Origin of the sequence: Pseudomonas sp. NPDC089407 (assembly GCF_044900445.1) — a bacterium.
Classification (GTDB): Bacteria; Pseudomonadota; Gammaproteobacteria; order Pseudomonadales; family Pseudomonadaceae; genus Aquipseudomonas.
Genome location: NZ_JBJDNB010000022.1, coordinates 26,505 through 51,057 on the forward strand (window position 1 = coordinate 26,505; position 24,553 = coordinate 51,057).

The following is a 24,553-nucleotide window of genomic DNA, read 5'->3' on the forward strand; positions in this document are numbered from 1 at the left end:
TGCGCACCGCCGGCCGGCGATACCGATCATGAGCAAAGTCGACTTCTACATACTGCCAACCGACTCGTTGTCGGCGCGGCTCGATTTCGCCTGCAAGCTGTGCGAAAAGGCCTGGCGCCTCGGCCACCGGGTCTACCTGCATTGCCAGGACGCCGAGCAGCGCGACGAGCTGGACCTGCGCCTGTGGCGCTTCAAGGGCGAAGCTTTCGTACCCCACGACCTGGCCGAGGCGCATGCCGATGCTGGCGTGGCCCTGGGCCTGGCTGACAATGCTGGTGACCACCATGACCTGCTGATCAACCTGGGTGCCGGTGTGCCAGGCTTTGTCGGCCAGTTCGAACGGGTGGCGGAAATTGTCGTCGAGGAGCCCGGCATTCGCCAATCGGCCCGAGAGCGATTCCGTTTCTACCGCGAACAGGGCTATGCTCTGCAAGACCACCGCTTACAGCGACTTTGACGACGATGGACAAGCACTCTCCCCTGCCCGACTCCGCCCATCTGCTCGACGACCTTGAGTCGATCCGCCAGTTGCTGGGCGACGCCGACCTGCAACCACCGCTGCTGACCGAAACGGTGGAGCAGATCCCGTTATTGCTCGACGAGCCCGCCGGCAACCCCGCGCCTGCTGCGCAACCCGCAGCGGTCGAGCCCGAGGAAGACCCGCAGACGCGCCGCCAGGACACCCTGCTGCACCTGGAAAGCGAACTGCGCGCTGCGGCGCAGATGATCATGCAGGACGTGATCAACGACTTTACCCCGCATATCGAGAACGAGATCAAGCGCCGGCTGGATGCGCGGATCGAGCGGTTGATCAAGCGTTCCGAGTAAACCGGGCAAAGTCTGCTGATGTAGCCAATGGCCTCATCGCCGGCAAGCCAGCTCCCACAAGTTTTGCACAAGGCCCCCGGGCTGCGATCATCCTGTGGGAGCTGGCTTGCCGGCGATGAGGTCTGCCCGGGCAACATAGGACTAGCTGTCGCCTGCGGCCCCCAGCTTGGTTATACTTCCCGGCTTTCCCGAATAAATGCACAGGGTCCCGCCGCGCATGGATAAGACCTACCAGCCGCACGCTATCGAAACTTCCTGGTACAACACCTGGGAGTCCGAGAACTATTTCGCCCCACAAGGTGCAGGCGAGTCCTACACCATCATGATCCCGCCGCCGAACGTGACCGGCAGCCTGCACATGGGCCACGGGTTCAACAACGCGATCATGGACGCCCTGATCCGTTTCCGCCGCATGCAAGGCCGCGACACCCTGTGGCAGCCAGGTACCGACCACGCCGGTATCGCCACCCAGATGCTGGTGGAACGCCAGCTCGAAGCCAAGGGCCAGAACCGCCATGACCTGGGCCGCGAACAGTTCCTGGAAAAAGTCTGGGAATGGAAGGATCAGTCGGGTGGCAACATCAGCCGCCAGATCCGCCGCCTGGGCTCGTCGGTAGACTGGAGCCGCGAGCGCTTCACCATGGATGACGGCCTGTCCGAAGCGGTCAAGGAAGCCTTCGTGCGCCTGCATGAGGACGGCCTGATCTACCGCGGCAAGCGCCTGGTCAACTGGGACACCAAGCTGCACACGGCCATTTCCGACCTCGAAGTGGAGAACCACGACGAGAAGGGCCACTTGTGGAACCTGCGCTACCCGTTGGCCGACGGCGCCAAGACCGCAGAAGGCCAGGACTACCTGGTAGTTGCCACCACCCGCCCGGAAACCCTGCTGGGTGACGCCGCCGTTGCGGTCAACCCGAACGACGAGCGCTACCAGGCATTGATTGGCAAGTTCGTCGAACTGCCGCTGGTCGGCCGCCGCATCCCGATCATCGCCGACGACTACTGCGACCCAGCGTTCGGTACCGGCTGCGTGAAGATCACCCCGGCCCACGACTTCAACGACTACGAAGTCGGCAAGCGCCACAACCTGCCGCTGCTGAACATCTTCGACAAGAACGCCTTCGTACTGGCCAGCGCCCAGGCCTTCAACCTCGACGGCAGCGTCAACGAGCAGGTCGACACCCAGCTGCCGGCCCAGTACGCCAACCTCGACCGCTTTGTCGCGCGCAAGCAGATCGTTGCCGACCTGGACGCCCAGGGCTTGCTGGTCAGCATCGACGACCACGCGCTGAAAGTGCCGAAGGGCGACCGCTCCGGCACCATCATCGAGCCGTGGCTGACCGACCAGTGGTACGTCTCCACCAAGCCGCTGGCAGAACCTGCCATTGCCGCCGTGGAAGACGGTCGCATCCAGTTCGTGCCCAAGCAGTACGAAAACATGTACTTCTCCTGGATGCGCGACATCCAGGACTGGTGCATCAGCCGCCAGCTGTGGTGGGGCCACCGCATTCCGGCGTGGTACGACGAGGCCGGCCAGGTCTATGTTGGCCGCAACGAAGATGAAGTGCGCGCCAAGCACAAGCTGGGTGCCGACGTGGTCCTGCGCCAGGACGACGACGTACTCGACACCTGGTTCAGTTCGGGCCTGTGGACCTTCTCCACCCTGGGCTGGCCGGAGCAGACCGAATTCCTCAAGAAGTTCCACTCCACCGACGTGCTGGTGACGGGCTTCGACATCATCTTCTTCTGGGTTGCGCGCATGATCATGCTGACCATGCACCTGATCAAGAACGAGGACGGCACCCCGCAGGTACCGTTCAAGACCGTGTACGTGCACGGCCTGGTGCGTGACGGCCAGGGCCAGAAGATGTCCAAGTCCAAGGGCAACGTGCTTGACCCGCTGGACATCGTCGACGGCATCACCCTCGACGCCCTGCTGGAAAAACGCACCAGCGGCATGATGCAGCCCAAGCTTGCCGAGAAAATCGCCAAGCAGACCAAGGCCGAGTTCCCCGAAGGTATCGCCAGCTACGGCACCGACGCCCTGCGCTTCACCTTCTGCTCGCTGGCCTCGACCGGCCGCGACATCAAGTTCGACATGGGCCGCGTAGAAGGCTACCGCAACTTCTGCAACAAGATCTGGAACGCTGCCCGCTACGTGCTGGACAAGGGCGAGGACTGCGGCCAGAACGGCGAAGCCTACGAGCTGTCGCTGGCGGACCGCTGGATCATTTCGCAGCTGCAGCGCACCGAAGCCGAAGTGACCCGCCAGCTGGAGCAGTTCCGCTTCGACCTGGCCAGCCAGGCGCTGTACGAGTTCATCTGGAACCAGTACTGCGACTGGTACCTGGAGCTGTCCAAGCCGGTACTGTGGGACGAGAACGCCCCGGTCGAGCGCGCCCGTGGCACCCGCCGCACCCTGGTACGCGTGCTGGAAGTGGCACTGCGCCTGGCGCACCCGTTCATGCCGTTCATCACCGAAGAAATCTGGCAGCGCATTGCGCCGCTGGCCGGTATCGAGGGCAAGACCATCATGCTGCAGCCGTGGCCGGTGGCCGTTGAGGCGCGCATCGACGCCGCTGCCGAAGGTGACATCGAGTGGCTGAAAGAGCTGATGGTCGGCCTGCGCAACATCCGCGCCGAGATGAACATCGGCCCGGGCAAGCCGCTGCCGCTGTTCCTGAAGAACGCCAACGCCGATGACCAGCGCCGCCTGCAGGAAAACGAAGCCCTGCTGAAGAAGCTGGCCAAGGTCGAATCGTTCACCGTCCTGAGCGACGCCGACGAAGCGCCACTGTCGGCCACCGCCCTGGTCGGTGACCTGCAAGTGCTGGTGCCGATGGCCGGGTTGATCGACAAGGATGCCGAGCTGGCGCGCCTGAACAAGGAAATCCAGCGTTTGCAGGGTGAGGTCGCACGTGTGGGTGGCAAGCTGTCCAATGCCGCCTTCGTCGACAAGGCCCCGCCTGCGGTGATCGAGAAGGAACGCGCCAAGCTGGCCGAGTCCGAACAGGCCCTGGCCAACTTCACCGAGCAGCATGCGCGGATTGCAGCGCTGTAACCCAAAGTGAAGCCATAGCGGGCTGCTTCGCAGCCCATCGCCGGCAAGCCAGCTCCCACAGGAAAGCACTGTAGCTGTGGGAGCTGGCTTGCCGGCGATGCTTTTCAGGATCCGACCATGACCGACAAACCCACCCTGCACCCGCGCAACCGCCACCAGGGCCGCTACGACTTCCCCAGCCTGATCAAGGCCCACCCTGACCTGGCGCGCTTCACCATCACCAACCCCCACGGCAAACCCAGCATCGACTTCGCCAACCCTGAGGCCGTGCGGGTGTTCAACCGTGCCCTGCTCAAGGCCCAATACGGCATCCAGCACTGGGATATTCCCGCCGACTACCTGTGCCCGCCCATTCCCGGCCGCGCCGACTACATCCACGTAGCCGCCGACCTGCTGGCAACAGACAATGCCGGCGAAGTCCCCAAGGGCGCCCAAGTACGTGCGCTGGACATCGGCGTGGGCGCCAACTGCATCTACCCGCTGTTGGGCCACAGCGACTACCGCTGGCGCTTCCTTGGCTCGGACATCGACCCGGTAGCCCTGGCCTCGGCCAAGGCGATCGTCCAGGCCAATGGCCTGGGCAAGGCCATCACCCTGCGCCAGCAGGCCAACCGGGCACACATCCTCAGTGGGCTGCTGCAGGAGGGCGAACACTTCGACCTGACCCTGTGCAACCCGCCCTTCCATGCCTCACGCGACGAAGCCACCCGCGGCAGCCAGCGCAAATGGAAGAACCTTGGCAAGCAGGACCCCAAGCGCAAGCTGCCGGTGCTGAACTTTGGTGGCCAGAACAACGAACTGTGGTGCGAGGGCGGCGAAATCCGCTTTGTCACTCAACTGGTCGGCGAAAGCGTGCAGTTCGCCGAGCAAGTACTGTGGTTTACCAGCCTGGTGTCCAAGGCCAGCAACCTACCGGGGATTGAAGCCGCGCTGAACAAGGCCGGCGCCAAGGCCGTGCGCATCATCGAAATGGGCCAGGGGCAGAAACAGAGCCGCATGGTCGCCTGGAGCTTCCACGACGATGCAGCGCGCCAGGCCTGGCACGCCCAGCGTAAATCACAGGTATGAAAAAACCGCGCCCGGGCAAGCCGGGCGCGGTTTCGTCAAAGCTTCAACAATTACTTGTTGATGGCGTCGGTCAGCACTTTGGCTGGAACGAACTTGACGACTTTCTTGGCAGCGATTTCGATGGCAGCGCCAGTCGAAGGGTTGCGGCCGGTACGGGCAGGACGCTCGGAGACTTTCAGCTTGCCGATGCCTGGCAGGGTGATTTCAGCGCCGTTTTCCAGTTGGTCGGCAACGATCTGGCCCAGTTGCTCCAGAGCGTTCTTGGCGGTGGCTTTTGGCGCGGCGATCGATTCGGCGATGTCGGCAATCAGTTGGTCTTTGGTCAATGCCATGGTGGTGTTCCTTCCCTATCAAATTCGATGGTTATGCAGCGAACTACGACGTTATCGGGCCAGCCCCTTGAAGTGGAGGGCCGCGCCAATCGCGTATGTAGATACGTAAATCGGCGTTTGGTTCGACACGACGACAGCAAGCTGCCAGCAATGCGCCACACGAGGGGCACAAGACCGCGCAAAGCTACCACAGGAATGGATAAATATCCGCTGCGCACTTCGATTTAATGCAGGTTTTTCGGGGGTTTTAGCTTAAAACGCACAAAACTGAACAAAAAACGAACAACCGGCATTTCTGCCAACATACGGCCACTGCATCACCTGGTGTCTGGGTTAAACTGGACGACTTTTGCAGCTCGCCGAGAATTCCATGCCAATCCGACATTGCATCGTTCACCTGATCGACAAAAAGCCCGATGGCAGCCCCGCCGTACTGCATGCCCGTGACTCCGAACTGGCCGCTTCCGACGCCATCGAAAACCTGCTGGCCGACCTCAACGACAGCTATAACGCCAAGCAAGGCAAGGCCTGGGGCTTTTTCCACGGCGAGTCGGGGGCCTACCCGCTGAGCGGCTGGCTGAAGCAGTACCTGGATGCCGAGAAGGATTTCACTGCCTTCAGCCGCATTGCCGTGGAGCACCTGCAGAAGCTGATGGAAGAGTCCAACCTGTCCACCGGCGGCCACATCCTGTTTGCCCACTACCAGCAAGGCATGACGGAGTACCTGGCGATCGCCCTGCTGCACCACAGCGAAGGCGTGGCAGTGAACGCCGAACTCGACGTCACCCCTTCCCGCCACCTCGACCTTGGCCAGTTGCACCTGGCGGCGCGCATCAACCTGTCGGAGTGGAAGAACAACCAGAACTCCAAGCAGTACATTTCGTTCATCAAGGGCAAGAACGGCAAAAAGGTTTCGGATTATTTCCGCGACTTCATCGGCTGCCAGGAGGGCGTCGATGGCCCGGGTGAAACCCGCACCCTGCTCAAGGCCTTCAGCGACTTCGTAGAGAGCGAGGACTTGCCGGAAGAGTCGGCCCGCGAAAAGACCCAGACCCTGGTCGAATACGCCACCACCCAGACCAAGCTGGGCGAGCCGGTGACGCTGGAAGAACTGTCCAGCCTGATCGACGAGGACCGGCCCAAGGCGTTCTACGACCACATCCGCAACAAGGACTACGGCCTGTCGCCGGAAATCCCGGCGGACAAACGCACCCTCAACCAGTTCCGCCGCTTCACCGGGCGGGCCGAGGGGCTGTCGATCAGCTTCGAGGCGCACCTGCTGGGGGACAAGGTGGAATATGACGAGGAAGCCGGGACCTTGATCATCAAAGGGCTGCCGACCACCTTGGTGGACCAGCTCAAGCGCCGCAAGGACTGATGGCCCAGGGGGCTGCTTTGCAGCCCATCGCCGGCAAGCCAGCTCCCACAAGGATCGCGCAAGGCTTCAAGCCGGCGCGGTCGAGGTGGGAGTTGGCTTGCCGACGATGGGCCGCGAAGCGGCCCTAGATCATGCAAGAAGCATCATAGGAGGCCACCAGCGCCTCCTTCGCCGACTTGCGCAGCCGCTTCACCAACCGCTCCTGTCGCAGCGCCTCGCCCTTGTCCGGCCACTGCTCCACATACACCAGCGCCTGCGCGGGGCTGGTCTTGAAGTAACGCGCGCCCTGCCCTTTCTGATGCGCCACGAAACGCCGCTGCGGGTCATCGCTGATGCCGCAATACAACGAACCATTGGCCGCCCTTACCAGGTAGACGTACCAAGGCTTGCCGACAACCACTTCGACGGCTTCACTCACCTCGGGCCTGCTGGAACGCACGTAGTCCCTTGAATGCCTGCGAGCGCACCTTGTTCTGCACCAGCGGCGACCAGCCCAGCAATACACCAGGCACGCCCAACGCCTGTCGCGACCAGCGCCACAGGTCGAAGGTGTCGTCGTGCTGGCAGATCATCCCATCACGAATGACGAAGCGCGCCTGGATGTCGTTGACCACCACCCGGCCGGTCTGGCTGAACAGGTAGGTCGCCACCCAGTGCGCAGCGCCACCGCGCTCATCGGCGCGGACATTGTCGAACGACAGGGTGAAATCCTTGGCACGGGTAGTAAGCATCCGCCACATGTCGCCCGCGTCCCGGCCGCGCAGGGTGCCGAACACCGGGTCACTGAAAACGATATCGTCGCTGTAGCAGGCGATCATCGCTTCGGCGTCCAGGCGCTGGAAGGCCTGATAGAAGCGCGTGATCAAGTCGCGGTTGGCGTCGCTCATGGGGGCTGGTCCGTCCTGGGGGTAGAAAGCAGCACGATAATCTGCCCCGGGTGCATATGCCAGTACCGGCCTCTTCGCGGGTGAACCCGCTCCCACAGGATTTATACAAGCTTCGGACCTGTGGTTTTCGTGTGGGAGCGGTCGTGCCCGCGAAGAGGCCGGCACTGCGAAAAAACACCCTCAGACTTTTTCGCTGCTCACCTGAACATGCAATGCCCGCCCGGCACCCAGCCCGAACACGATGGCGCCAATTCCCAGCACGGCAAAGATCCACCCCACCGCCGCCCAGCCCCCGGTAAGGTCATGCACAAGGCCCACCGCAAACGGCCCCATCGACGCCAGGGTATAACCCACCCCTTGGGCCATGCTCGACAGGTTCGCCGCCACATGCGCGTCCTTCGAGCGCAGCACGATCAAGGTCAGCGCCAGGGCAAAGGTGCCGCCCTGCCCCAGGCCCAGCACCACCGCCCACCCCCACAGCCCGGAAAGCGGTGCATACAGGCAGCCAAACAGCCCTGCCAGGGTGATCAGCATGACCACCACGATCGCCAGGCGCTGGTCCTTGCCGCGGGTGGCCAGCCACGGCGCGCTGAGCGAGCTGACCAACTGCACGATCACCGAACCCGACAGCACCAGGCCCGCCTCGGTCGGGCTCAGGCCACGCCCGATCAGGATCGAAGGCAACCAGCCAAATACAATGTAGGCCAGTGACGACTGCAGCCCCATGTACAGCGTCACCTGCCAGGCCAGCGGGTCACGCCACAAGCCGCGCACGCGGTAAGCCACCTTGTGCAGGCCATGCCCTTGTCGGGCTTGCGGCAGCCACACCAGCATGGCCAGCACGGCCGGCACCACCCAGAAACCCAGGCCCAGCGCCCAGCTTTCGTCGAAATACCTGGCCAACGGTACGGTGGCACCCGCCGCCATCGCTGCGCCCAGGCACAGGGCCATGGTGTACACGCCGGTCAGCGTGCCAGCGTGCTGGGGGAAGTCGCGCTTGACGATACCCGGCAACAACACACCGATAATGCCGATACTGGCCCCCGCCATCAGGCTGCCAAGGAACACCCCGGCAACGCCAAAGCTGCTGCGCACCACAATGCCCAGCGCCAGGGTGACAAGGATGCCGACGATCACCCGTTCGCTGCCAAAACGCCGTGCCAGCAGCGGCGCCAGTGGCGCAAACAGCCCCAGGCACAACACCGGCAAGGTGGTCAGCAAGCCGGCCTGCGAGGCATTCAGACCCAGGCCATCGGACACCTGGCCCAACACCGGCGCCATGCTAGACAGCGCCGGGCGCAGGTTCAGTGCCACCAGCACCAGGCCGAGCAACAGCAACCAGCGCCGGCGCAGTTGCACGGGCTGTTGCTGCACTTGCTCGTCGTCAGCTTCGGCGTCGATCAGCAACTCATCGAGGTCCCGCTCGTGCGACGGGGTATTACGGGTGATGGATTCAGCCATGGCCTTCTCGGGTTCAGGATTCGATGAGGGTACGGCTCAGGCGTTTGGCCCGCTCCGCGTCACGTTGCTCGATGGCGTCGAGGATCTGCCCGTGCAGATCGAACGTAGCCTGACAGCGTGGCACGGTCGCCATGTTGTGCTGCAGCGCCGCCGCCACCACGCCAGAGAAATAACGGTACAGCTCGCTGAGCGCAGGGTTGTGCGCGGCATCGACCAGCCGCTGGTGAAACACCAGGTCGCACGTTACATAGGTGTCGACATCCCCATGAAAATGCCCGGCACTGCCGGCCAGGGCATCTCGCAGCCCCTGCAGGTCAATTTCGGTACGCCGCAGCGCGGCCAGGCCAATGGCCTCGACCTCAAGAATGTGGCGGGTTTCACGGGCCTGCTCGGCGGTACAGCGGGACATTGCCTGCACCGCTTGCAGCGGGTCCTGGGCGGTGCGTAGGTAGCTGCCATCACCTTGGCGTATCTCTACCAGGCCGCTGAAAGCCAGTACACGCATGGCCTCGCGCACGGTGTTGCGGCTAATGCCCAGCTGCAGGGCCAGTTCCGGTTCGGTAGGCAGGCGCTGGCCGACCTGCCAATCGCCCAGCACGATACGCTCGCGCATGCGCTCAACCGCCAATTCGACCAGGGAACGCTTGGTCAGCTCTGTACTCATTCGACTCAACCAATCATCCGATGAATTAAAGTAGCTTACCGGATGGTAAACGGCGCCGTAAACCACCTGTCATTTCTGCCAGTTGTTGCCAACTCGCTTTGTTGCAACCCTCGTGGCGTACTTCAAGGATGCCTCTACATGCGACTAGCGAGCCTGTTGTTACTGCTGTTCCTGACCCTCCTGCCAGGGTGTGATCCCGCTCAACCACCAAGCCGGCCCAAGGCCTTGTTCATAGGCCTGGACGGGGTGCAGTTGGAGCAATACCTGAAACTGGGCGACGCCACCCACCTGAAACAGCGGCTGTACTACGGCAAGGCCTACGCGGGCGGTATCAACGGCAAAGCCAGTGAACAAGCCACATTGAGCGCCCCCGGCTGGGTCACCTTGCTGACGGGTGTATGGAGCGACAAACATGGCGTTGTTTCCGACGCCGAGTCGCTGCGTGCCAACCCGACGTTTCCCAGCCTGTTCAAACGCCTGCGCCTGGCCCTGCCCAATGCCTACCTCTCCAGCATCGTCAACTGGCCCCCCATCAACACGGCCTATCTGCTGGAGGATGCCCATGGTGCCGACGTACGCGAGAGTGGCTTGTCCGATGAGCAGGTGGTTGAGCGCACATTGCAGATCCTTGGCAACACGCCCGCTGACTTCACCTTCATTCAACTGGACGAACCTGATCAGGTCGGCCACCAGGAGGGTTATGGCGAGGGCGGCAACAATCGCTATCAGCAGGCCTTGCGCAAGGCCGACAGCGAGATCGGTCGGCTGCTGGACAAAGTGGAGCAAAGACGCCGCATGTTTCCGCTGGAGGACTGGCTGGTGATCGTCAGCACCGATCATGGCCGCGACTATTGGGGCAAGGGCCATGGCAGTGCTTCGGAGCAGGAAAAAACCATTTTCATTGCCAGCAACAAGCCAATGAATGAGGAGCTCACCAAGCCGAGCATTCCGGCGGAAATGCCGGGTCCGGATTACCTGTACGGGCTCCCCGCACAGACCTCGGTGGCCCCCACCATCCTGCGCCACATGGGCCTCAAGCTGCAGCCGGACTGGCTGCTGGACGGCACACCCTTGCTAGGTGATACCGGCGTGCGCAAGGCGCGGGTCGATGAAAGCAAAGGGCGGTTGCGCTGGAACAGCGAGGCCACGGGTTACCTGACAATACTGAAAAACGGGCATGTGGTAGCCCAGGTTGCCGCCAGGGACGAGCAATGGACAGATCCGGACGGGATGGCGCAGCAGAATGATTACGTGCTGATGCTGGATGGTACGCCGGCAGCGGTGCGCAACAGGCCGGCGGCCAAGGCGTTTGTTATTGAAGAGAGCAGTTACTAAGCGGGACGCGTTTTATGCAGGAAATCACCCAACCCTTCCCGGCTGCGCTGTCGCGCAGGGAGTAGCGGTCGTTGTGGGAGCGGGCTTGTCCCGCGAAGCAGGCGACGCGGGCATGGCACCGGCGTTGCCGGTGTTCGCGGGACAAGCCCGCTCCCACAGGGACAGTCCTGCAGGAACGGCGTTGTGGGTCAGTTCAGCGCATCCAGCAGTGCCTGGTTCATCTCCGGTGTGCCGATGGTGATGCGCAGGAACTGGGCAATGCGTGCCTGCTTGAAGTGGCGCACGATCACGCCCTGCTCGCGCAGGCGTGCCGCCAGCTCAGCGGCATCCTGCTGCGGGTGGCGGGCGAAGATGAAGTTAGCGGCCGAAGGCAGTACTTCGAAACCCTTGGCCTGTAGTTGCTCGACCAACGCCTCGCGGCTGTCGATCACCTTGCGGCAGGTGTCTTCAAAATATTCGCGGTCTTCGAACGCAACTGCTGCACCGACAATCGCCGCACGGTCCAGCGGGTAGGAGTTGAAGCTGTTCTTGATCCGCTCCAGCGCCTCGATCAGGTCGGGGTGGCCGACTGCCAGGCCAACGCGCAGGCCTGCCAGCGAGCGCGACTTCGACAAGGTCTGGGTAACCAGCAGGTTGTCGTAGCGGTCCACCAGGCTGATGGCCGTTTCGCCACCGAAATCGATGTAGGCTTCATCCACCACCACCACCGAATCACGGTTGGCCTGCAGCAACTGCTCCACCGCCTGCAACGGCATTAGGCAGCCCGTCGGCGCGTTGGGGTTGGGGAAGATGATGCCAGCGTTGGGCTTGCTGTAATCCTCGATGCGAATCTGGAACTGCTCGTCCAGCGCCACCTGCTCGAAGGCAATGCCGTACAGCCCGCAATAGACCGGATAGAAGCTGTAGCTGATGTCCGGGAACAACAGTGGGGCATCGTGCTGGAACAGGCCGTGGAAGATGTGCGCCAGCACTTCGTCCGAACCGTTGCCGACAAACACTTGCGCCGGGGTTACGCCGTAGTACTCGGCCACGGCCTGCTTCAACCGGTCACCGTTCGGGTCCGGGTACAGGCGCAGGTTGTCGTTGAGCTCGGCGCGCATGGCTTCCAGCGCCTTGGGCGACGGGCCATAGGGGTTTTCGTTGGTGTTCAGCTTGACCAGGCGGGCCAGTTTCGGCTGCTCGCCCGGCACGTAAGGCACCAGGTCCTTGACGAAGGGGCTCCAGAATCGACTCATGCTCAGTTCCCCTTCTCTTGGGTCAGGATACGGTATTCAGCGCTACGGGCGTGGGCAGTCAGCGACTCGCCACGGGCTAGGACCGAAGCCGTGTGGCCCAGTTCGGACGCGCCCTGTTCGGAGCAGAAAATGATCGACGAACGCTTCTGGAAGTCATACACCCCCAGCGGCGACGAGAAACGCGCGGTGCCGGAGGTCGGCAGCACGTGGTTGGGGCCAGCGCAGTAGTCACCCAGCGCTTCGCTGGTGTGGCGACCCATGAAGATCGCGCCGGCGTGGCGAATCTGCGGCAACCAGGCCTGCGGGTCGGCCACTGACAGCTCCAGGTGCTCCGGGGCGATGCGGTTGGCCACTTCGATGGCCTGTTGCATGTCGCGCACATGGATCAGTGCGCCACGGCCGTTGATCGACTTCTCGATGATCTCGGCACGCTCCATGGTCGGCAGCAGCTTGTCGATGCTGGCAGCAACACGGTCGAGGAAGGCAGCATCCGGGCTGACCAGGATGGCCTGGGCGTCTTCGTCATGCTCGGCCTGGGAGAACAGGTCCATGGCGATCCAGTCCGGGTCGGTCTGGCCGTCGCATACCACGAGGATTTCCGACGGGCCGGCGATCATGTCGATGCCGACCTGGCCGAATACATGGCGTTTGGCGGTGGCAACGTAGATGTTGCCGGGGCCGACGATCTTGTCCACCTGTGGCACGCTTTCAGTGCCATAAGCCAGCGCCGCCACGGCCTGGGCACCACCGACGGTGAACACGCGGTCGACACCGGCGATGCAGGCAGCCGCCAGCACCAGCTCGTTGACCTCGCCACGCGGGGTCGGCACCACCATCACCACTTCGGCCACACCGGCAACCTTGGCCGGAATGGCGTTCATCAGCACCGACGATGGGTACGACGCCTTGCCGCCCGGCACATACAGGCCGGCACGGTCCAGCGGGGTAACCTTCTGACCAAGCACGGTGCCGTCGGCTTCGGTGTACTGCCAGGAATCCTGCTTCTGCCGCTCGTGGTAGATGCGCACACGGTTGGCGGCCTTCTCCAGGGCTTCACGCTGGACAGGGGTAATGCGGGTCAGCGCCAGCTCCAGGCGCTCGCGGTTGAGGATCAGGTCGTCAATCGACTTGGCATCGACACCGTCGAAACGCTGGGTGAATTCCACCAGTGCTGCATCGCCGCGCTCGCGCACGGCCTTGATGATGTCGAGCACGCGCTGGTTGACCGCGTCATCGGACACACTTTCCCAGCTCAGCAGATGGTCCAGATGTCGGGCGAAATCCGGATCAGCAGCGTTGAGACGGGCAATTGCAGTGGACACGGTCATGGCGAGGGCCTCGAAATATTAGCGGATGCTCAGGCGCCCTAGGGGATTGTGCGAAAAGTGCCTGCGCGACGATCATGCTACGTTAAAAACAGGCTCGGAATGCTCATTTGCAACTAGCAAACTCCGCTTCCTCGCCTGTTTTCGCCTTGCCTGATCGCCGCTCGGCGACTTTTCGCACAATCCCAAGCTACCAGTCCATCCGCGCGGGCACCCGAGAAAAATGGCTATGACGCGGATAGACGGGCGCGACAGCGAAGGCCGCGCGCAGTCGGTAGAGAGTCAGCCGCGGTGTCGCGATTCGACCGCTCCGCGCAGCGTGTCGATCAGGCTCTGGATGCGGGCGTGCTGCATTTTCATGGAGGCCTTGTTGACCACCAGGCGCGAGCTGATCGTGGCGATCAGTTCCTGGGGTTCCAGGCCGTTGGCACGCAGGGTATTGCCGGTGTCGACCACGTCGATGATCTTGTCAGCAAGGTTGATCAGCGGTGCCAGCTCCATCGAACCGTACAGCTTGATGATGTCGACCTGGCGGCCTTGTTCGGCGTAGTAGCGCTTGGCTACGTTGACGAACTTGGTGGCCACGCGCAGGCGGCCCTTGGGTTCGGCTGCACCGACCGCACCCGCGGTCATCAGCTTGCACTGGGCAATCTGCAGGTCCAGCGGTTCGTATAGGCCTTGGCCGCCGTACTCCATCAGCACGTCCTTGCCGGCCACACCCAGGTCGGCGGCACCATGCTCGACATAGGTCGGCACGTCGGTGGCACGCACGATCAGCAGGCGCACGTCTTCCTGCGTGGTAGGGATGATCAGCTTGCGGCTCTTGTCCGGGTTCTCGGTCGGCACGATGCCGGCCTCGGCCAGCAACGGCAAGGTATCGTCGAGAATACGGCCTTTGGAAAGCGCGATGGTCAACATTGGAACGTCGGTCCTTAAGCGGCTACTGCCGGCCGGGCTGTTACAGCCCGACCGCATTCAATTCGAAGGGTGCATCCATGCACCCGTGGGCTATTAGCCCGGTACGCGGCGGATTTTCGCGCCGAGCATCTGCAGTTTCTCTTCGATGCACTCGTAGCCACGGTCGATGTGGTAGATGCGATCGATCAGGGTATCGCCTTCGGCAACCAGTGCCGACAGCACCAGGCTGGCAGAAGCGCGCAGGTCGGTGGCCATGACCGGAGCACCTTTGAGCGCCGGGACGCCGGTGACGATGGCGGTGTTGCCTTCGACCTGGATCTGCGCACCCATGCGGTGCATTTCGTAAACGTGCATGAAGCGGTTTTCGAAGATGGTCTCGATGACTGCGCCCGTGCCTTCGGCAATGGCGTTCAGCGAGATAAACTGCGCCTGCATGTCGGTCGGGAATGCCGGGTACGGTGCGGTACGCAGGTTGACGGCTTTTGGCCGCTTGCCGTGCATGTCCAGCTCGATCCAGTCTTCACCGGTGGTGATGTCGGCACCGGCTTCCTTGAGTTTTTCCAGTACGGCTTCAAGGATGGTCGGGTCGGTGTCCTTGACCTTGACGCGGCCACCGGTCACGGCAGCAGCAACCAGGTAGGTACCGGTTTCGATACGGTCCGGCATCACGCGGTAGGTGGCCGAAGCCAGGCGCTCGACGCCGTCGATGGTAATGGTGTCGGTGCCAGCACCCTGAACCTTACCGCCCATGGCGTTGATGAAGTTGGCCAGGTCGACCACTTCCGGCTCACGCGCAGCGTTCTGCAGCACGCTGCGGCCTTTGGCCAGAGCAGCGGCCATCATGATGTTCTCGGTACCGGTCACGCTGACGGTATCGAAGAAGAAGTGCGCACCGCGCAGGCCACCTTCAGGCGCCTTGGCCTTGATGTAGCCGCCTTCGACTTCGATCTTCGCGCCCATGGCTTCGAGGCCACGGATGTGCAGGTCGACCGGGCGCGAACCAATGGCGCAACCGCCAGGCAGGGCCACTTCGGCCTCGCCGAAACGGGCAACCATCGGGCCCAGCACCAGGATCGAGGCGCGCATGGTCTTGACCAGCTCGTAAGGCGCGACCAGGGTCTTGATGGTGCGAGGGTCGATTTCCACCGCCAGCTTTTCGTCGATCACAGGCTCGATGCCCATGCGCCCGAACAGCTCGATCATGGTGGTGATGTCGTGCAGGTGCGGCAGGTTGCCCACGGTGACCGGGCCATCGGCCAGCAGGGTCGCCGCCAGAATCGGCAGGGCTGCGTTTTTCGCGCCCGAAATGCGGATCTCGCCATCAAGACGAGGGCCGCCAGTAATAATCAGTTTGTCCATTGGAGTCTCGCCGCCACGTTGGCTCAGGTGCGCTCAGCCCAGGCTGCGCTGCTGAAAAATTTCATGGTTACCGCATGGATGCTGCCATTGGCGATCCACGGATTCAGGTGAGCATAGATCGCCTGCTGACGTTTGACCGGGCTCAGGCCAGCCAACTCATCGCTGATCACGTTCAACTGGAAGTTGCAGCCTTCGCCTTCAACTTCGACCCGGGAACCCGGCAATTTCTCTTCAAGGAAGCTTTTAACTTCTACGGCCTGCATGCTCAACCTCAATCGGCGCCCGATGCGCACGGGTCGGCCATCATACAAAAAAGCCCCTCGCCTGCGAAGCCCAACGAGGGCTTCGCTGACCGAGGGGCCATCATCCGTGCCGGGCCATCAGGTTGCCAGCACTTCATCGAGGTCGTAGACCTCGGCAATTTCCCGCATGTCGTCGGGCATCCCGCGTACTTCGCATGCCTTGCCGGAGGCTTGACCATCACGAATGTACGCAAGCAATAGCGACAGGCCGACACTCGACGACTTCTCAACCGCCGAGCAATCAAGGACCAGGCGCGGTTCACGCGAACTGTCGATCAGCGCCTTGCCCTGTTTGCGCAGGGCCGGGCCGCTGCGGTAGTCCAGCACGCCAGCCAGGCGCAGTACGCCCGGCTCGGCCATGCTCACGGCGGCCTCACTCATTTGACGGTCTTCTCTGGCGAGCTGTCGGCGGCCTGCTTGGCCTTGGCCACTTCGCCGGCCCAGCCGTCGATGGTCTTGTCCAGGTCGTTGCCGTTGCGCTGCATGGCATCGGCGAACTGGTCGCGGAACAGCTTGCCGATGTTGATGCCGTTGACGATCACGTTACGCACTTTCCATTCGCCACCCAGGTTTTCCAGGGTGTACTGCACCGGGTACACGGCGCCATTGTTGCCAGTGACCTTCATGCCTACGGAGGCGCGCTTGCCGTCATCGGCCTTGGCCGGGTCTACGACGATACCCTGGTTGTTGTACTCCAGCAGCGCGTTACCGTAGAACTGGAACAGGCTGCGCTTGAAGTTTTCCTGGAAGCGCTGCATCTGCTCGGGCGTGGCCTTGCGCGAGTACTTGACGGTCATGATGCTTCTGGAAATACCGTCGGCATCGACCACCGGCGCGAGAATCCGGTCAAGGGTATCGTAGAACGCTTGCGGGTTGGCTTTGTACTGCTCCTTGTTCGCCTTGAGCTCACCCAGCAGCTCGGTGGTGGTGCTCTGCACCACGTCGTGCGGCGACTGCGCCGCCAGTGCCATCAGGGGGAAAGCCGCCAGCAGAACCAGCAGGCCACGTCGCAGGATCGAAATCATGGAAACTCCTCAATTAGCCGGTTGTGCTTCTTTCGGTTCCTTGCCAACGGAGTTGAGCAGGAACTTGCCAATCAGATCTTCCAGCACCAGTGCCGACTGGGTGTCATGGATGGTCGCACCCTCCTTGAGCACCTCTTCTTCACCGCCCACGCTGATGCCGATGTACTTCTCGCCAAGCAAACCGGCGGTCAGGATCGAGGCCGTGGAATCGGTCGGCAGGTTGTCCACCGACTTGTCCAGCTGCAACGTCACCCGACCGGTGTAGGAATCACGGTCCAGATCGATGGCGGTGACCTTGCCGATGGTCACACCGGCCATGGTCACTTTAGCTCTGACCGTCAAACCGGCAATATTGTCGAAGTAGGCATAAACTTTATAGGTATCGCTGCTCGGGCTGGCCGACAGCCCGCTGACACGCAGGGCCAGCAGCAGCAGCGCCAGGATCCCGGCCAGGAGGAACAGGCCGACACCGATTTCCAGGGTGCGGTTTTGCATCAGAAATCTCCAAACATCAAGGCGGTCAGAATAAAGTCCAGACCCAGCACTGCCAACGAGGCATAGACCACGGTCTTGGTGGTGGCACGGCTGATCCCTTCTGAGGTGGGCTCACAGTCGTACCCCTGGAATACGGCGATCCAGGTCGAGACGAAAGCGAACACCAGGCTCTTGATCAACCCATTGAGCACGTCGTCAGTGAAAGAAACACTGTTCTGCATGTTGGCCCAGAACGAGCCTTCGTAAACGCCCAGCCAGTCCACTGCGACCCACGAGCCACCCCAGATACCGACCACGCTGAAGATCAGCGCCAGCAGCGGCAGCGAGATGAAACCGGCCCACAGGCGTGGCGCAACGATGTACTTGAGCGGGTCGACGCCGATCATTTCAAGGCTCGACAGTTGCTCGGTGGATTTCATGTTACCGATTTCGGCAGTCAGCGCAGAACCGGCACGGCCGGCAAACAGCAACGCCGTCACCACCGGGCCAAGCTCACGCAGCAGGGTCAGCGCAACCATCTGCCCTACCGCCTGCTCGGAACCGTACTTGGTCAGGATGCTGTAGCCCTGCAGCGCCAGCACCATGCCGATAAACACGCCGGACACGACAACGATTGCCAGCGACAGCACACCTACCGAGTAGAGCTGCTTGGTCAGCAGCTGGAAGCCGCCGCCAATGCCACCGCGACCGACCAGCGCATGGAACAGGAACAGGCAGGAACGCCCCAGCACCGCCAGCACGTCGATGGCCGAACGGCCCAGCAGGCGGACACGTTCGAGTAAGGATTTTCTGCGCATCAACGCGCCCCCAGCAGGTCGGCGCGGTAATCAGGCGCGGGAAAGTGGAAGGGTACCGGGCCATCCGGGTCGCCCTTCATGAACTGGCGAATCCGCGGGTTGTCCGAACCCATCAGCTCATCGGGCGTGCCCTGGCCCAGCACCTGGCCGTCACCTACCACGTAGATGTAGTCGGCGATGCTGGCGGTTTCTGCCAGGTCATGGGAAACCACGATACTGGTGATACCCAGGGCATCGTTGAGCAGACGGATAAGTCGCACCAGCACCCCCATGGCGATCGGGTCCTGGCCGACAAACGGTTCGTCGTACATGAGGATCTGTGGGTCCAGGGCAATTGCACGGGCCAGCGCCACGCGGCGCTTCATGCCACCGGACAGCTCGTCGGGCATCAGGTCGATGGCACCGCGCAGGCCCACGGCCTGCAGCTTCATCAACACGATGTCACGGATCATTTCGTCCGACAGCTGGGTATGCACGCGCAGCGGGAACGCGACGTTCTCGAACACATCGAGGTCGGTGAACAGCGCGCCGCTCTGGAACAGCACCCCCATCTGCTTGCGGGCATCGAACAGGTCACTGCGCGACAGCGTCGGCAGGTTCTGACCGGCAACCCATACCTCACCGCTGGCGGGGCGCAACTGCGCACCCATCAGGCGGAGCAACGTGGTCTTGCCGCAACCCGATGGCCCCATGATGCCGGTGACCTTGCCGCGCGGGATGCGAATGTCGACGTTGCTGAAAATGCTGCGCGAACCGCGTTTAAAGGTTACCCCCTTCAACTCGACCGCGTAGGCGCTATCCACACTCATCTAGACTCCTTGCTAATGCAGCCTCGTCCATATGGACGCCGGCCTCCATCCGGAAGGCACACACGCCCCTGGCAGGCCGAATAGCGGCGAACTATAGCACCGCCCAGCACGCCTCCCCAAGGCCATGCAGGCTTCGTTCAGCTCTGAGACAGGCATTGGGGCATTGCGAGGCTAATGGAAAAGGTGAGGGTTTCTTTCATTGCGGCTATAATCGCCGCCTTTTCATCAGGCACTGCTTTATCGACATGAGCCAATCCAGCGAGCTGATTCAATCCGCGCAGCGCACCGTGCGCCTGGAACTCGAGGCCGTCGAGGGCCTGCTGGCGCGTATCGACAAGCATTTTGTCAAAGCCTGCAAACTGATCCTGGCCAGCCAGGGCCGGGTGGTCGTGCTCGGCATGGGCAAGTCCGGGCATATCGGCAACAAGATCGCCGCCACCCTGGCCAGCACCGGCACACCGGCATTTTTCGTGCACCCGGCCGAAGCCAGCCATGGCGACATGGGCATGATCACCCGCAACGATATCATCCTGGCGCTGTCCAACTCGGGCAGTACGGCCGAGATCGTCACGTTGCTGCCGCTGATCAAGCGCTTGGGCATTACGCTCATCAGCCTCACCGGCAACCCGGATTCCACCCTGGCCCAGGCGGCAGAGGTCAACCTCGACGCTCGGGTCGCACACGAGGCTTGCCCGCTGAACCTTGCCCCCACCTCCTCGACCACGGCTGCCCTGGTGCTGGGTGACGCGCTGGCCATTGCCCTGCTCGAAGCCCGCGGCTTCACGGCCGAAGACTTCGCCTTTTCGCACCCGGGCGGCGCACTTGGGCGGCGCCTGCTGCTGAAGGTCGAGCATGTCATGCATGCCGGCGACGAGCTGCCCAAGGTGCTGCGCGGCACGCTGCTCAAGGACGCACTGCTGGAAATGTCACGCAAGGGCCTGGGCATGACCGCCGTCCTCGAACCGAATGGCAGGCTGGCCGGGATTTTCACCGACGGCGACCTGCGCCGCAGCCTGGACCGCAACATCGACGTGCACACCACGCTGATCGACCAGGTAATGACCGTACACGGCAAGACTGCCCGCGCCGAGATGCTCGCTGCCGAGGCACTGAAAATCATGGAAGACCACAAGATCAACGCACTGGTGGTCGTCGACCAGGAAGACCGGCCAACCGGCGCCCTGAACATGCACGACCTGTTGCGTGCCGGAGTAATGTGATGAGCCAGAACCTCATGCAACGTGGCAAGGCCATCAAACTGGCAGTGTTCGATGTCGACGGTGTCCTCACCGATGGCCGCCTGTACTTTCTTGAAGACGGCAGCGAGTTCAAGACCTTCAACACCCTCGACGGCCAGGGCATCAAGATGCTCATGGCATCGGGCGTGACCACCGCGATCATCAGCGGGCGCAAGACCCCGGTGGTTGAACGCCGGGCCAGAAACCTCGGCATCCCGCACCTTTACCAGGGCCGCGAAGACAAATTGGTGGTGCTTGACGGCCTGCTCGCCGAACTCGGCCTAAGCTATGAACAGGTCGCCTACCTGGGTGACGACCTGCCCGACCTGCCGGTGATTCGCCGGGTCGGCCTGGGCATGGCAGTGGCCAATGCCGCGCCCTTCGTTCGCCAGCACGCCCATGGCGTGACCCAGGCACGGGGCGGTGAAGGTGCTGCCCGCGAATTCTGCGAACTGATCATGCAGGCCCAGGGCACCCTGGATTCTGCCAACGCCAACTACCTGTAAGGCTGCCCATGCTCAGCAAGAAAGTCCGCAATATCGCGCTGCTGGCGGTCATCGCCGCCGTGCTCGCAGCCATCGGCTACTGGAATGTCAGCCCGGAGAGCTTCCTCGACCAGCCTGTGGCGCAGGTCGATGAGAGCGCAATCGACTACTATGCGATCAACGCGCATAGCGTGCAGTTCTTGCCGGACGGCAAGCTGCAGTACGAAATGACCGCTGACAAGGTCGAGCACCTGAAGGCCACTGAAGTGACCCTGGTCACCACGCCGAACCTTCACATGTACCGCGGCACCGAGTACCCCTGGCACGTCCAGAGCGAGCGCGCCGAGGTAAGCCCGGACGGCAGCGAGGTCGAACTGATCAACCAGGTACGCGTTGCCCGCACCGACGAAAAGCAGCGCGATACCATTATCACCAGCTCACGCATGACCGTATTCCCGCAGAAGCAATATGCGCAGACCGAGCAAGCCGTTAGAATCGACGGCGCCGGTGGCACAACCACGGGCAAGGGCATGAAAGCGTATTTGAAAGAAGGCAAGATGGACTTGCTCTCTAACGTAAGAGGACAGTATGAGGCTCGTTAAAACCCTCCCCCTTTTGCTCAGCCTGAGCGCAGCACTGGGAAGCGCGAGCGCCTTCGCCCTGCCGAATGACCGTGACCAGCCGATCCGCATCCAGGCCGACAACGCGCATCTGGACGACAAGCAGGGTGTCGCGACCTATACCGGTGACGTCATCATCACCCAAGGCTCGATGATGATCAAAGGCAACACCGTGACCATGACGCGCGCCGCCAACGGCGACATCGACGTGGTCACCTCGGTTGGTAACCTGGCCTACTTCGAGCAGCAGCAGAGCGCCGCCAAGCCCGACAAGATGAAAGGCTGGGCCGTGACCATCCAGTACCAGGCGCAGAAAGACACCGTGATCCTCACCGACCGCGCCAAGGTCGAGAACGAGGGCAACACCACCGAAGGCGAGAAGATCGTCTACAACACCAAGTCGCAGGTGGCAACCGCCGGCCGCGGTGGCAACGTGACCCAGCCACGTCAGCGTATCGACATGGTGATCCAGCCCAAGAAGAAGGCCGAGTAAATGGCAACCCTCAAAGCCCAGCACCTGGCCAAAAGCTACAAGGGGCGCCAGGTCGTGCGTGATGTCAGCCTGTCGATCGACAGTGGCCAGATCGTCGGTTTGCTTGGCCCCAACGGTGCCGGCAAGACCACCTGCTTCTACATGATCGTCGGCCTGGTGCAGGCCGAGCAGGGTCGCGTACTGATCGACAACCTCGACGTCAGTCACCAGCCCATGCACGGCCGCGCCCGCGCTGGCATCGGCTACCTGCCGCAGGAAGCCTCGATCTTTCGCAAGCTGTCGGTGGCCGACAACATCATGGCCATCCTCGAGACCCGCAAGGAGCTCGACCGCGACGGCCGGCGCAAGGAACTGGAAAGCCTGCTGCAGGAGTTCCACATCAGCCATATCCGCGACAACCTTGGCATGAGCCTGTCCGGTGGCGAGCGCCGCCGCGTCGAGATTGCCCGCGCCCTGGCAACCGCCCCCAAGTTCATCCTGCTGGACGAACCGTTCGCCGGTGTCGACCCGATCTCGGTCGGTGACATCAAGCAGATCATCCACCACCTCAAGGCCAAGGGTATCGGCGTACTGATCACCGACCACAACGTGCGCGAGACCCTGGATATCTGTGAAACCGCCTACATCGTCAACGATGGCCGGCTGATCGCCGAAGGTGACGCCGAAACCATCCTGGCTAACGAACTGGTCAAAGAGGTTTACCTGGGTCACGAGTTCCGGCTCTGACCCGGCACGCGCCTGGAGCACTGGCTAAAAGCCCTGAAACCGGGGGTAAAGTTGTTACGTACTCTAGGCAAACGCTACAATTTAAGGCATAAAACTTGCTTGATCTGGCGCCCCGGCGCCCTCGTGTAGTGGATGGCGCATGCGCGCCGGCGAACAAGGTATTAAGCCCCAGCCATGAAACCATCGCTCGTCCTAAAAATGGGCCAGCAACTGACGATGACACCGCAGTTGCAACAGGCCATCCGCCTGCTCCAGCTTTCCACCCTGGATCTCCAACAGGAAATCCAGGAAGCGCTGGAGTCGAACCCGATGCTCGAACGTCAGGAAGACGGCGACGACTTCGATAACAGCGACCCGATGGCGGACAACGCCGAGAACAAGCCGGCCGCCGAAGTCCAGGACAACAGCTTCCAGGAAAGCACTGCCAGTGCCGACAACCTGGAAGACGGTGAATGGAGCGAGCGCATCCCCAACGAGCTTCCGGTCGATACCGCCTGGGAAGACATCTACCAGACCAGCGCCAGCAGCCTGCCGAGCAACGATGACGACGAGTGGGATTTCACCACCCGCACATCGGCCGGCGAAAGCCTGCAAAGCCATCTGCTGTGGCAGCTGAACCTGGCGCCGATGTCCGACACCGACCGCCTGATCGCCGTCACCCTGATCGACAGCATCAACGGCCAGGGCTACCTCGAAGACACCCTTGAAGAAATCTGCGCCGGCTTCGACCCGGAGCTGGATATCGAGCTGGACGAGGTCGAGGCGGTGCTGCACCGCATCCAGCAGTTCGAACCGGCCGGTGTCGGTGCCCGCACCCTCGGCGAATGCCTGTTGCTGCAACTGCGCCAATTGCCCGCCAACACCCCGTGGATGGCCGAGGCCAAGCGCCTGGTCAGCGATTTCATCGATTTGCTCGGCAGCCGCGACTACAGCCAGCTGATGCGCCGCATGAAAATCAAGGAAGACGAGCTGCGCCAGGTCATCGAACTGGTGCAAAGCCTCAACCCGCGGCCCGGCTCACAGATCGAGTCCAGCGAACCCGAGTACGTGGTGCCTGACGTCATCGTGCGCAAGGACAGCGAGCGCTGGCTGGTGGAGCTGAACCAGGAAGCCATCCCGCGCCTGCGCGTCAACCCGCAGTACGCCGGTTTCGTGCGTCGCGCCGACACCAGCGCCGACAACACCTTCATGCGCAACCAGCTGCAGGAAGCGCGCTGGTTCATCAAGAGCCTGCAAAGCCGTAACGAAACCCTGATGAAGGTCGCCACGCAGATCGTCGAGCACCAGCGCGGTTTCCTCGACCACGGCGACGAAGCGATGAAGCCGCTGGTACTGCATGACATTGCCGAAGCGGTAGGCATGCACGAGTCGACCATTTCGCGGGTAACCACGCAGAAATACATGCACACGCCGCGTGGCATCTACGAACTGAAATACTTTTTCTCCAGCCACGTCAGCACCTCCGAAGGCGGAGAATGCTCGTCTACGGCGATCCGCGCGATCATCAAGAAACTGGTTGCAGCGGAAAATCAGAAAAAGCCATTGAGTGACAGCAAGATCGCTGGTTTACTGGAGGCACAAGGCATCCAGGTAGCCCGTCGCACCGTCGCCAAGTACCGCGAGTCCCTCGGCATCGCACCGTCGAGCGAGCGCAAGCGACTGATGTAGCCCCTGAGATGTGCCACAGCGTTTGTGGGGCAGGTGCAAGA

The 24,553-nt window shown here is 62.3% G+C and carries 27 protein-coding genes; 12 read left to right on the top strand and 15 right to left on the bottom strand.

Features of this window, described 5'->3' with window-relative positions; genetic code table 11:
- Window positions 1-28 precede the first annotated feature (28 nt).
- The 4 genes from ACI2KG_RS17575 to rlmF all read left to right on the top strand — a co-directional run bounded on the left by ACI2KG_RS17575 (window position 29) and on the right by rlmF (window position 4,960).
- Window positions 29-457: a DNA polymerase III subunit chi gene (locus ACI2KG_RS17575; protein WP_404662747.1), complete on the top strand. Its 429-nt coding sequence runs from the start codon at window positions 29-31 to the stop codon at window positions 455-457.
- 5 nt (window positions 458-462) lie between these two features.
- Window positions 463-828 (top strand): DNA polymerase III subunit chi, encoded by a 366-nt coding sequence (locus ACI2KG_RS17580; protein WP_404662748.1) that lies wholly within the window; start codon window positions 463-465, stop codon window positions 826-828.
- Between the two features lie 217 nt (window positions 829-1,045).
- On the top strand, window positions 1,046-3,892 hold the full coding sequence (locus tag ACI2KG_RS17585; RefSeq protein ID WP_404662749.1) for a valine--tRNA ligase: 2,847 nt from the start codon (window positions 1,046-1,048) through the stop codon (window positions 3,890-3,892).
- Window positions 3,893-4,009: 117 nt separating this feature from the next.
- Window positions 4,010-4,960 carry a 23S rRNA (adenine(1618)-N(6))-methyltransferase RlmF gene (gene rlmF / locus ACI2KG_RS17590; RefSeq protein ID WP_404662750.1) on the top strand — a complete coding sequence of 317 codons (951 nt, stop codon included), beginning with the start codon at window positions 4,010-4,012 and terminating at the stop codon, window positions 4,958-4,960.
- 50 nt (window positions 4,961-5,010) lie between these two features.
- Here the strand turns inward: rlmF and ACI2KG_RS17595 are convergent, their stop codons facing one another.
- A complete protein-coding gene (locus ACI2KG_RS17595; protein WP_003255106.1) occupies window positions 5,011-5,292 on the bottom strand; it encodes an HU family DNA-binding protein in 282 nt (93 codons plus the stop codon).
- A 370-nt stretch (window positions 5,293-5,662) separates the two neighbouring features.
- On the opposite strand from ACI2KG_RS17595, the gene yejK reads away from it, so the two are divergent.
- Entirely contained in the window at window positions 5,663-6,670 is a 1,008-nt protein-coding gene (gene yejK, locus ACI2KG_RS17600; protein ID WP_404662751.1) for a nucleoid-associated protein YejK, read from the top strand.
- A gap of 124 nt (window positions 6,671-6,794) precedes the next feature.
- On the opposite strand, the gene ACI2KG_RS17605 is transcribed toward yejK, so the two are convergent.
- The 4 genes from ACI2KG_RS17605 to ACI2KG_RS17620 all read right to left on the bottom strand — a co-directional run bounded on the left by ACI2KG_RS17605 (window position 6,795) and on the right by ACI2KG_RS17620 (window position 9,682).
- The gene (locus ACI2KG_RS17605; protein ID WP_404662752.1) at window positions 6,795-7,088 is read right to left on the bottom strand and encodes a GIY-YIG nuclease family protein; all 294 of its coding nucleotides are present in this window, start codon (window positions 7,086-7,088) and stop codon (window positions 6,795-6,797) included.
- Window positions 7,081-7,557, bottom strand: coding sequence for a nuclear transport factor 2 family protein (locus ACI2KG_RS17610; RefSeq protein WP_404662753.1), 477 nt, complete (start codon window positions 7,555-7,557; stop codon window positions 7,081-7,083). The genes ACI2KG_RS17605 and ACI2KG_RS17610 overlap by 8 nt, the downstream gene beginning before the upstream one ends.
- A 180-nt stretch (window positions 7,558-7,737) precedes the next feature.
- Entirely contained in the window at window positions 7,738-9,018 is a 1,281-nt protein-coding gene (locus tag ACI2KG_RS17615; RefSeq protein ID WP_404662754.1) for a CynX/NimT family MFS transporter, read from the bottom strand.
- A 13-nt stretch (window positions 9,019-9,031) separates the two neighbouring features.
- A complete protein-coding gene (locus tag ACI2KG_RS17620) occupies window positions 9,032-9,682 on the bottom strand; it encodes a FadR/GntR family transcriptional regulator (protein ID WP_404662755.1) in 651 nt (216 codons plus the stop codon).
- A 138-nt stretch (window positions 9,683-9,820) separates the two neighbouring features.
- Between ACI2KG_RS17620 and ACI2KG_RS17625 the strand changes: the two genes are divergently transcribed.
- Window positions 9,821-11,017: an alkaline phosphatase family protein gene (locus ACI2KG_RS17625; RefSeq protein ID WP_404662756.1), complete on the top strand. Its 1,197-nt coding sequence runs from the start codon at window positions 9,821-9,823 to the stop codon at window positions 11,015-11,017.
- A gap of 188 nt (window positions 11,018-11,205) precedes the next feature.
- Here the strand turns inward: ACI2KG_RS17625 and hisC are convergent, their stop codons facing one another.
- The 10 genes from hisC to ACI2KG_RS17675 all read right to left on the bottom strand — a co-directional run bounded on the left by hisC (window position 11,206) and on the right by ACI2KG_RS17675 (window position 19,282).
- Window positions 11,206-12,252 carry a histidinol-phosphate transaminase gene (gene hisC, locus ACI2KG_RS17630; RefSeq protein WP_404662757.1) on the bottom strand — a complete coding sequence of 349 codons (1,047 nt, stop codon included), beginning with the start codon at window positions 12,250-12,252 and terminating at the stop codon, window positions 11,206-11,208.
- Window positions 12,253-12,254: 2 nt separating this feature from the next.
- Window positions 12,255-13,580 carry a histidinol dehydrogenase gene (hisD, locus tag ACI2KG_RS17635; RefSeq protein ID WP_404662758.1) on the bottom strand — a complete coding sequence of 442 codons (1,326 nt, stop codon included), beginning with the start codon at window positions 13,578-13,580 and terminating at the stop codon, window positions 12,255-12,257.
- Between the two features lie 279 nt (window positions 13,581-13,859).
- Window positions 13,860-14,495, bottom strand: a complete 636-nt coding sequence (hisG, locus tag ACI2KG_RS17640; RefSeq protein WP_404662759.1) for an ATP phosphoribosyltransferase — start codon at window positions 14,493-14,495, stop codon at window positions 13,860-13,862.
- Between the two features lie 93 nt (window positions 14,496-14,588).
- Complete coding sequence (murA, locus tag ACI2KG_RS17645; protein WP_400615380.1) at window positions 14,589-15,854, bottom strand: UDP-N-acetylglucosamine 1-carboxyvinyltransferase; 1,266 nt, start codon at window positions 15,852-15,854, stop codon at window positions 14,589-14,591.
- A gap of 23 nt (window positions 15,855-15,877) precedes the next feature.
- Complete coding sequence (locus ACI2KG_RS17650; protein ID WP_003255121.1) at window positions 15,878-16,117, bottom strand: BolA family protein; 240 nt, start codon at window positions 16,115-16,117, stop codon at window positions 15,878-15,880.
- Between the two features lie 117 nt (window positions 16,118-16,234).
- Window positions 16,235-16,537, bottom strand: coding sequence for a lipid asymmetry maintenance protein MlaB (locus ACI2KG_RS17655; protein ID WP_404662760.1), 303 nt, complete (start codon window positions 16,535-16,537; stop codon window positions 16,235-16,237).
- Window positions 16,534-17,181 (bottom strand): phospholipid-binding protein MlaC, encoded by a 648-nt coding sequence (locus ACI2KG_RS17660; RefSeq protein ID WP_400615374.1) that lies wholly within the window; start codon window positions 17,179-17,181, stop codon window positions 16,534-16,536. Before ACI2KG_RS17660 ends, ACI2KG_RS17655 begins: the two co-directional genes overlap by 4 nt.
- Before the next feature lie 9 nt (window positions 17,182-17,190).
- Window positions 17,191-17,676, bottom strand: coding sequence for an outer membrane lipid asymmetry maintenance protein MlaD (gene mlaD, locus ACI2KG_RS17665; RefSeq protein ID WP_201198762.1), 486 nt, complete (start codon window positions 17,674-17,676; stop codon window positions 17,191-17,193).
- The gene (gene mlaE, locus ACI2KG_RS17670) at window positions 17,676-18,473 is read right to left on the bottom strand and encodes a lipid asymmetry maintenance ABC transporter permease subunit MlaE (RefSeq protein ID WP_201198760.1); all 798 of its coding nucleotides are present in this window, start codon (window positions 18,471-18,473) and stop codon (window positions 17,676-17,678) included. Before mlaE ends, mlaD begins: the two co-directional genes overlap by 1 nt.
- Window positions 18,473-19,282, bottom strand: coding sequence for an ATP-binding cassette domain-containing protein (locus ACI2KG_RS17675; RefSeq protein ID WP_085623991.1), 810 nt, complete (start codon window positions 19,280-19,282; stop codon window positions 18,473-18,475). The genes mlaE and ACI2KG_RS17675 overlap by 1 nt, the downstream gene beginning before the upstream one ends.
- 245 nt (window positions 19,283-19,527) lie before the next feature.
- On the opposite strand from ACI2KG_RS17675, the gene ACI2KG_RS17680 reads away from it, so the two are divergent.
- From ACI2KG_RS17680 to ACI2KG_RS17705, 6 genes are all read left to right on the top strand, one after another.
- Window positions 19,528-20,502, top strand: coding sequence for an SIS domain-containing protein (locus ACI2KG_RS17680; protein ID WP_404662761.1), 975 nt, complete (start codon window positions 19,528-19,530; stop codon window positions 20,500-20,502).
- Entirely contained in the window at window positions 20,502-21,026 is a 525-nt protein-coding gene (locus ACI2KG_RS17685; RefSeq protein ID WP_201198754.1) for an HAD family hydrolase, read from the top strand. Before ACI2KG_RS17680 ends, ACI2KG_RS17685 begins: the two co-directional genes overlap by 1 nt.
- Before the next feature lie 8 nt (window positions 21,027-21,034).
- Complete coding sequence (gene lptC / locus ACI2KG_RS17690; RefSeq protein ID WP_404662762.1) at window positions 21,035-21,607, top strand: LPS export ABC transporter periplasmic protein LptC; 573 nt, start codon at window positions 21,035-21,037, stop codon at window positions 21,605-21,607.
- On the top strand, window positions 21,594-22,118 hold the full coding sequence (gene lptA, locus ACI2KG_RS17695; RefSeq protein WP_029887549.1) for a lipopolysaccharide transport periplasmic protein LptA: 525 nt from the start codon (window positions 21,594-21,596) through the stop codon (window positions 22,116-22,118). The genes lptC and lptA overlap by 14 nt, the downstream gene beginning before the upstream one ends.
- Complete coding sequence (gene lptB, locus ACI2KG_RS17700) at window positions 22,119-22,844, top strand: LPS export ABC transporter ATP-binding protein (RefSeq protein WP_027595607.1); 726 nt, start codon at window positions 22,119-22,121, stop codon at window positions 22,842-22,844.
- Window positions 22,845-23,018: 174 nt separating this feature from the next.
- A complete protein-coding gene (locus tag ACI2KG_RS17705) occupies window positions 23,019-24,512 on the top strand; it encodes an RNA polymerase factor sigma-54 (RefSeq protein WP_404662763.1) in 1,494 nt (497 codons plus the stop codon).
- The last annotated feature ends 41 nt before the right edge of the window (window positions 24,513-24,553 follow it).

Excerpts from the sequence above, each read along its gene's own strand:
- ACI2KG_RS17575 (WP_404662747.1), top strand. The coding sequence starts at position 29 with ATGAGCAAAGTCGACTTCTACATACTGCCAACCGACTCGTTGTCGGCG.
- ACI2KG_RS17580 (WP_404662748.1), top strand. The coding sequence starts at position 463 with ATGGACAAGCACTCTCCCCTGCCCGACTCCGCCCATCTGCTCGACGAC.
- ACI2KG_RS17585 (WP_404662749.1), top strand. The coding sequence starts at position 1,046 with ATGGATAAGACCTACCAGCCGCACGCTATCGAAACTTCCTGGTACAAC.
- rlmF (WP_404662750.1), top strand. The coding sequence starts at position 4,010 with ATGACCGACAAACCCACCCTGCACCCGCGCAACCGCCACCAGGGCCGC.
- ACI2KG_RS17595 (WP_003255106.1), bottom strand. The coding sequence starts at position 5,292 with ATGGCATTGACCAAAGACCAACTGATTGCCGACATCGCCGAATCGATC.
- yejK (WP_404662751.1), top strand. The coding sequence starts at position 5,663 with ATGCCAATCCGACATTGCATCGTTCACCTGATCGACAAAAAGCCCGAT.
- ACI2KG_RS17610 (WP_404662753.1), bottom strand. The coding sequence starts at position 7,557 with ATGAGCGACGCCAACCGCGACTTGATCACGCGCTTCTATCAGGCCTTC.
- ACI2KG_RS17615 (WP_404662754.1), bottom strand. The coding sequence starts at position 9,018 with ATGGCTGAATCCATCACCCGTAATACCCCGTCGCACGAGCGGGACCTC.
- ACI2KG_RS17620 (WP_404662755.1), bottom strand. The coding sequence starts at position 9,682 with ATGAGTACAGAGCTGACCAAGCGTTCCCTGGTCGAATTGGCGGTTGAG.
- ACI2KG_RS17625 (WP_404662756.1), top strand. The coding sequence starts at position 9,821 with ATGCGACTAGCGAGCCTGTTGTTACTGCTGTTCCTGACCCTCCTGCCA.
- hisC (WP_404662757.1), bottom strand. The coding sequence starts at position 12,252 with ATGAGTCGATTCTGGAGCCCCTTCGTCAAGGACCTGGTGCCTTACGTG.
- hisD (WP_404662758.1), bottom strand. The coding sequence starts at position 13,580 with ATGACCGTGTCCACTGCAATTGCCCGTCTCAACGCTGCTGATCCGGAT.
- hisG (WP_404662759.1), bottom strand. The coding sequence starts at position 14,495 with ATGTTGACCATCGCGCTTTCCAAAGGCCGTATTCTCGACGATACCTTG.
- murA (WP_400615380.1), bottom strand. The coding sequence starts at position 15,854 with ATGGACAAACTGATTATTACTGGCGGCCCTCGTCTTGATGGCGAGATC.
- ACI2KG_RS17650 (WP_003255121.1), bottom strand. The coding sequence starts at position 16,117 with ATGCAGGCCGTAGAAGTTAAAAGCTTCCTTGAAGAGAAATTGCCGGGT.
- ACI2KG_RS17655 (WP_404662760.1), bottom strand. The coding sequence starts at position 16,537 with ATGAGTGAGGCCGCCGTGAGCATGGCCGAGCCGGGCGTACTGCGCCTG.
- ACI2KG_RS17660 (WP_400615374.1), bottom strand. The coding sequence starts at position 17,181 with ATGATTTCGATCCTGCGACGTGGCCTGCTGGTTCTGCTGGCGGCTTTC.
- mlaD (WP_201198762.1), bottom strand. The coding sequence starts at position 17,676 with ATGCAAAACCGCACCCTGGAAATCGGTGTCGGCCTGTTCCTCCTGGCC.
- mlaE (WP_201198760.1), bottom strand. The coding sequence starts at position 18,473 with ATGCGCAGAAAATCCTTACTCGAACGTGTCCGCCTGCTGGGCCGTTCG.
- ACI2KG_RS17675 (WP_085623991.1), bottom strand. The coding sequence starts at position 19,282 with ATGAGTGTGGATAGCGCCTACGCGGTCGAGTTGAAGGGGGTAACCTTT.
- ACI2KG_RS17680 (WP_404662761.1), top strand. The coding sequence starts at position 19,528 with ATGAGCCAATCCAGCGAGCTGATTCAATCCGCGCAGCGCACCGTGCGC.
- ACI2KG_RS17685 (WP_201198754.1), top strand. The coding sequence starts at position 20,502 with ATGAGCCAGAACCTCATGCAACGTGGCAAGGCCATCAAACTGGCAGTG.
- lptC (WP_404662762.1), top strand. The coding sequence starts at position 21,035 with ATGCTCAGCAAGAAAGTCCGCAATATCGCGCTGCTGGCGGTCATCGCC.
- lptA (WP_029887549.1), top strand. The coding sequence starts at position 21,594 with ATGAGGCTCGTTAAAACCCTCCCCCTTTTGCTCAGCCTGAGCGCAGCA.
- lptB (WP_027595607.1), top strand. The coding sequence starts at position 22,119 with ATGGCAACCCTCAAAGCCCAGCACCTGGCCAAAAGCTACAAGGGGCGC.
- ACI2KG_RS17705 (WP_404662763.1), top strand. The coding sequence starts at position 23,019 with ATGAAACCATCGCTCGTCCTAAAAATGGGCCAGCAACTGACGATGACA.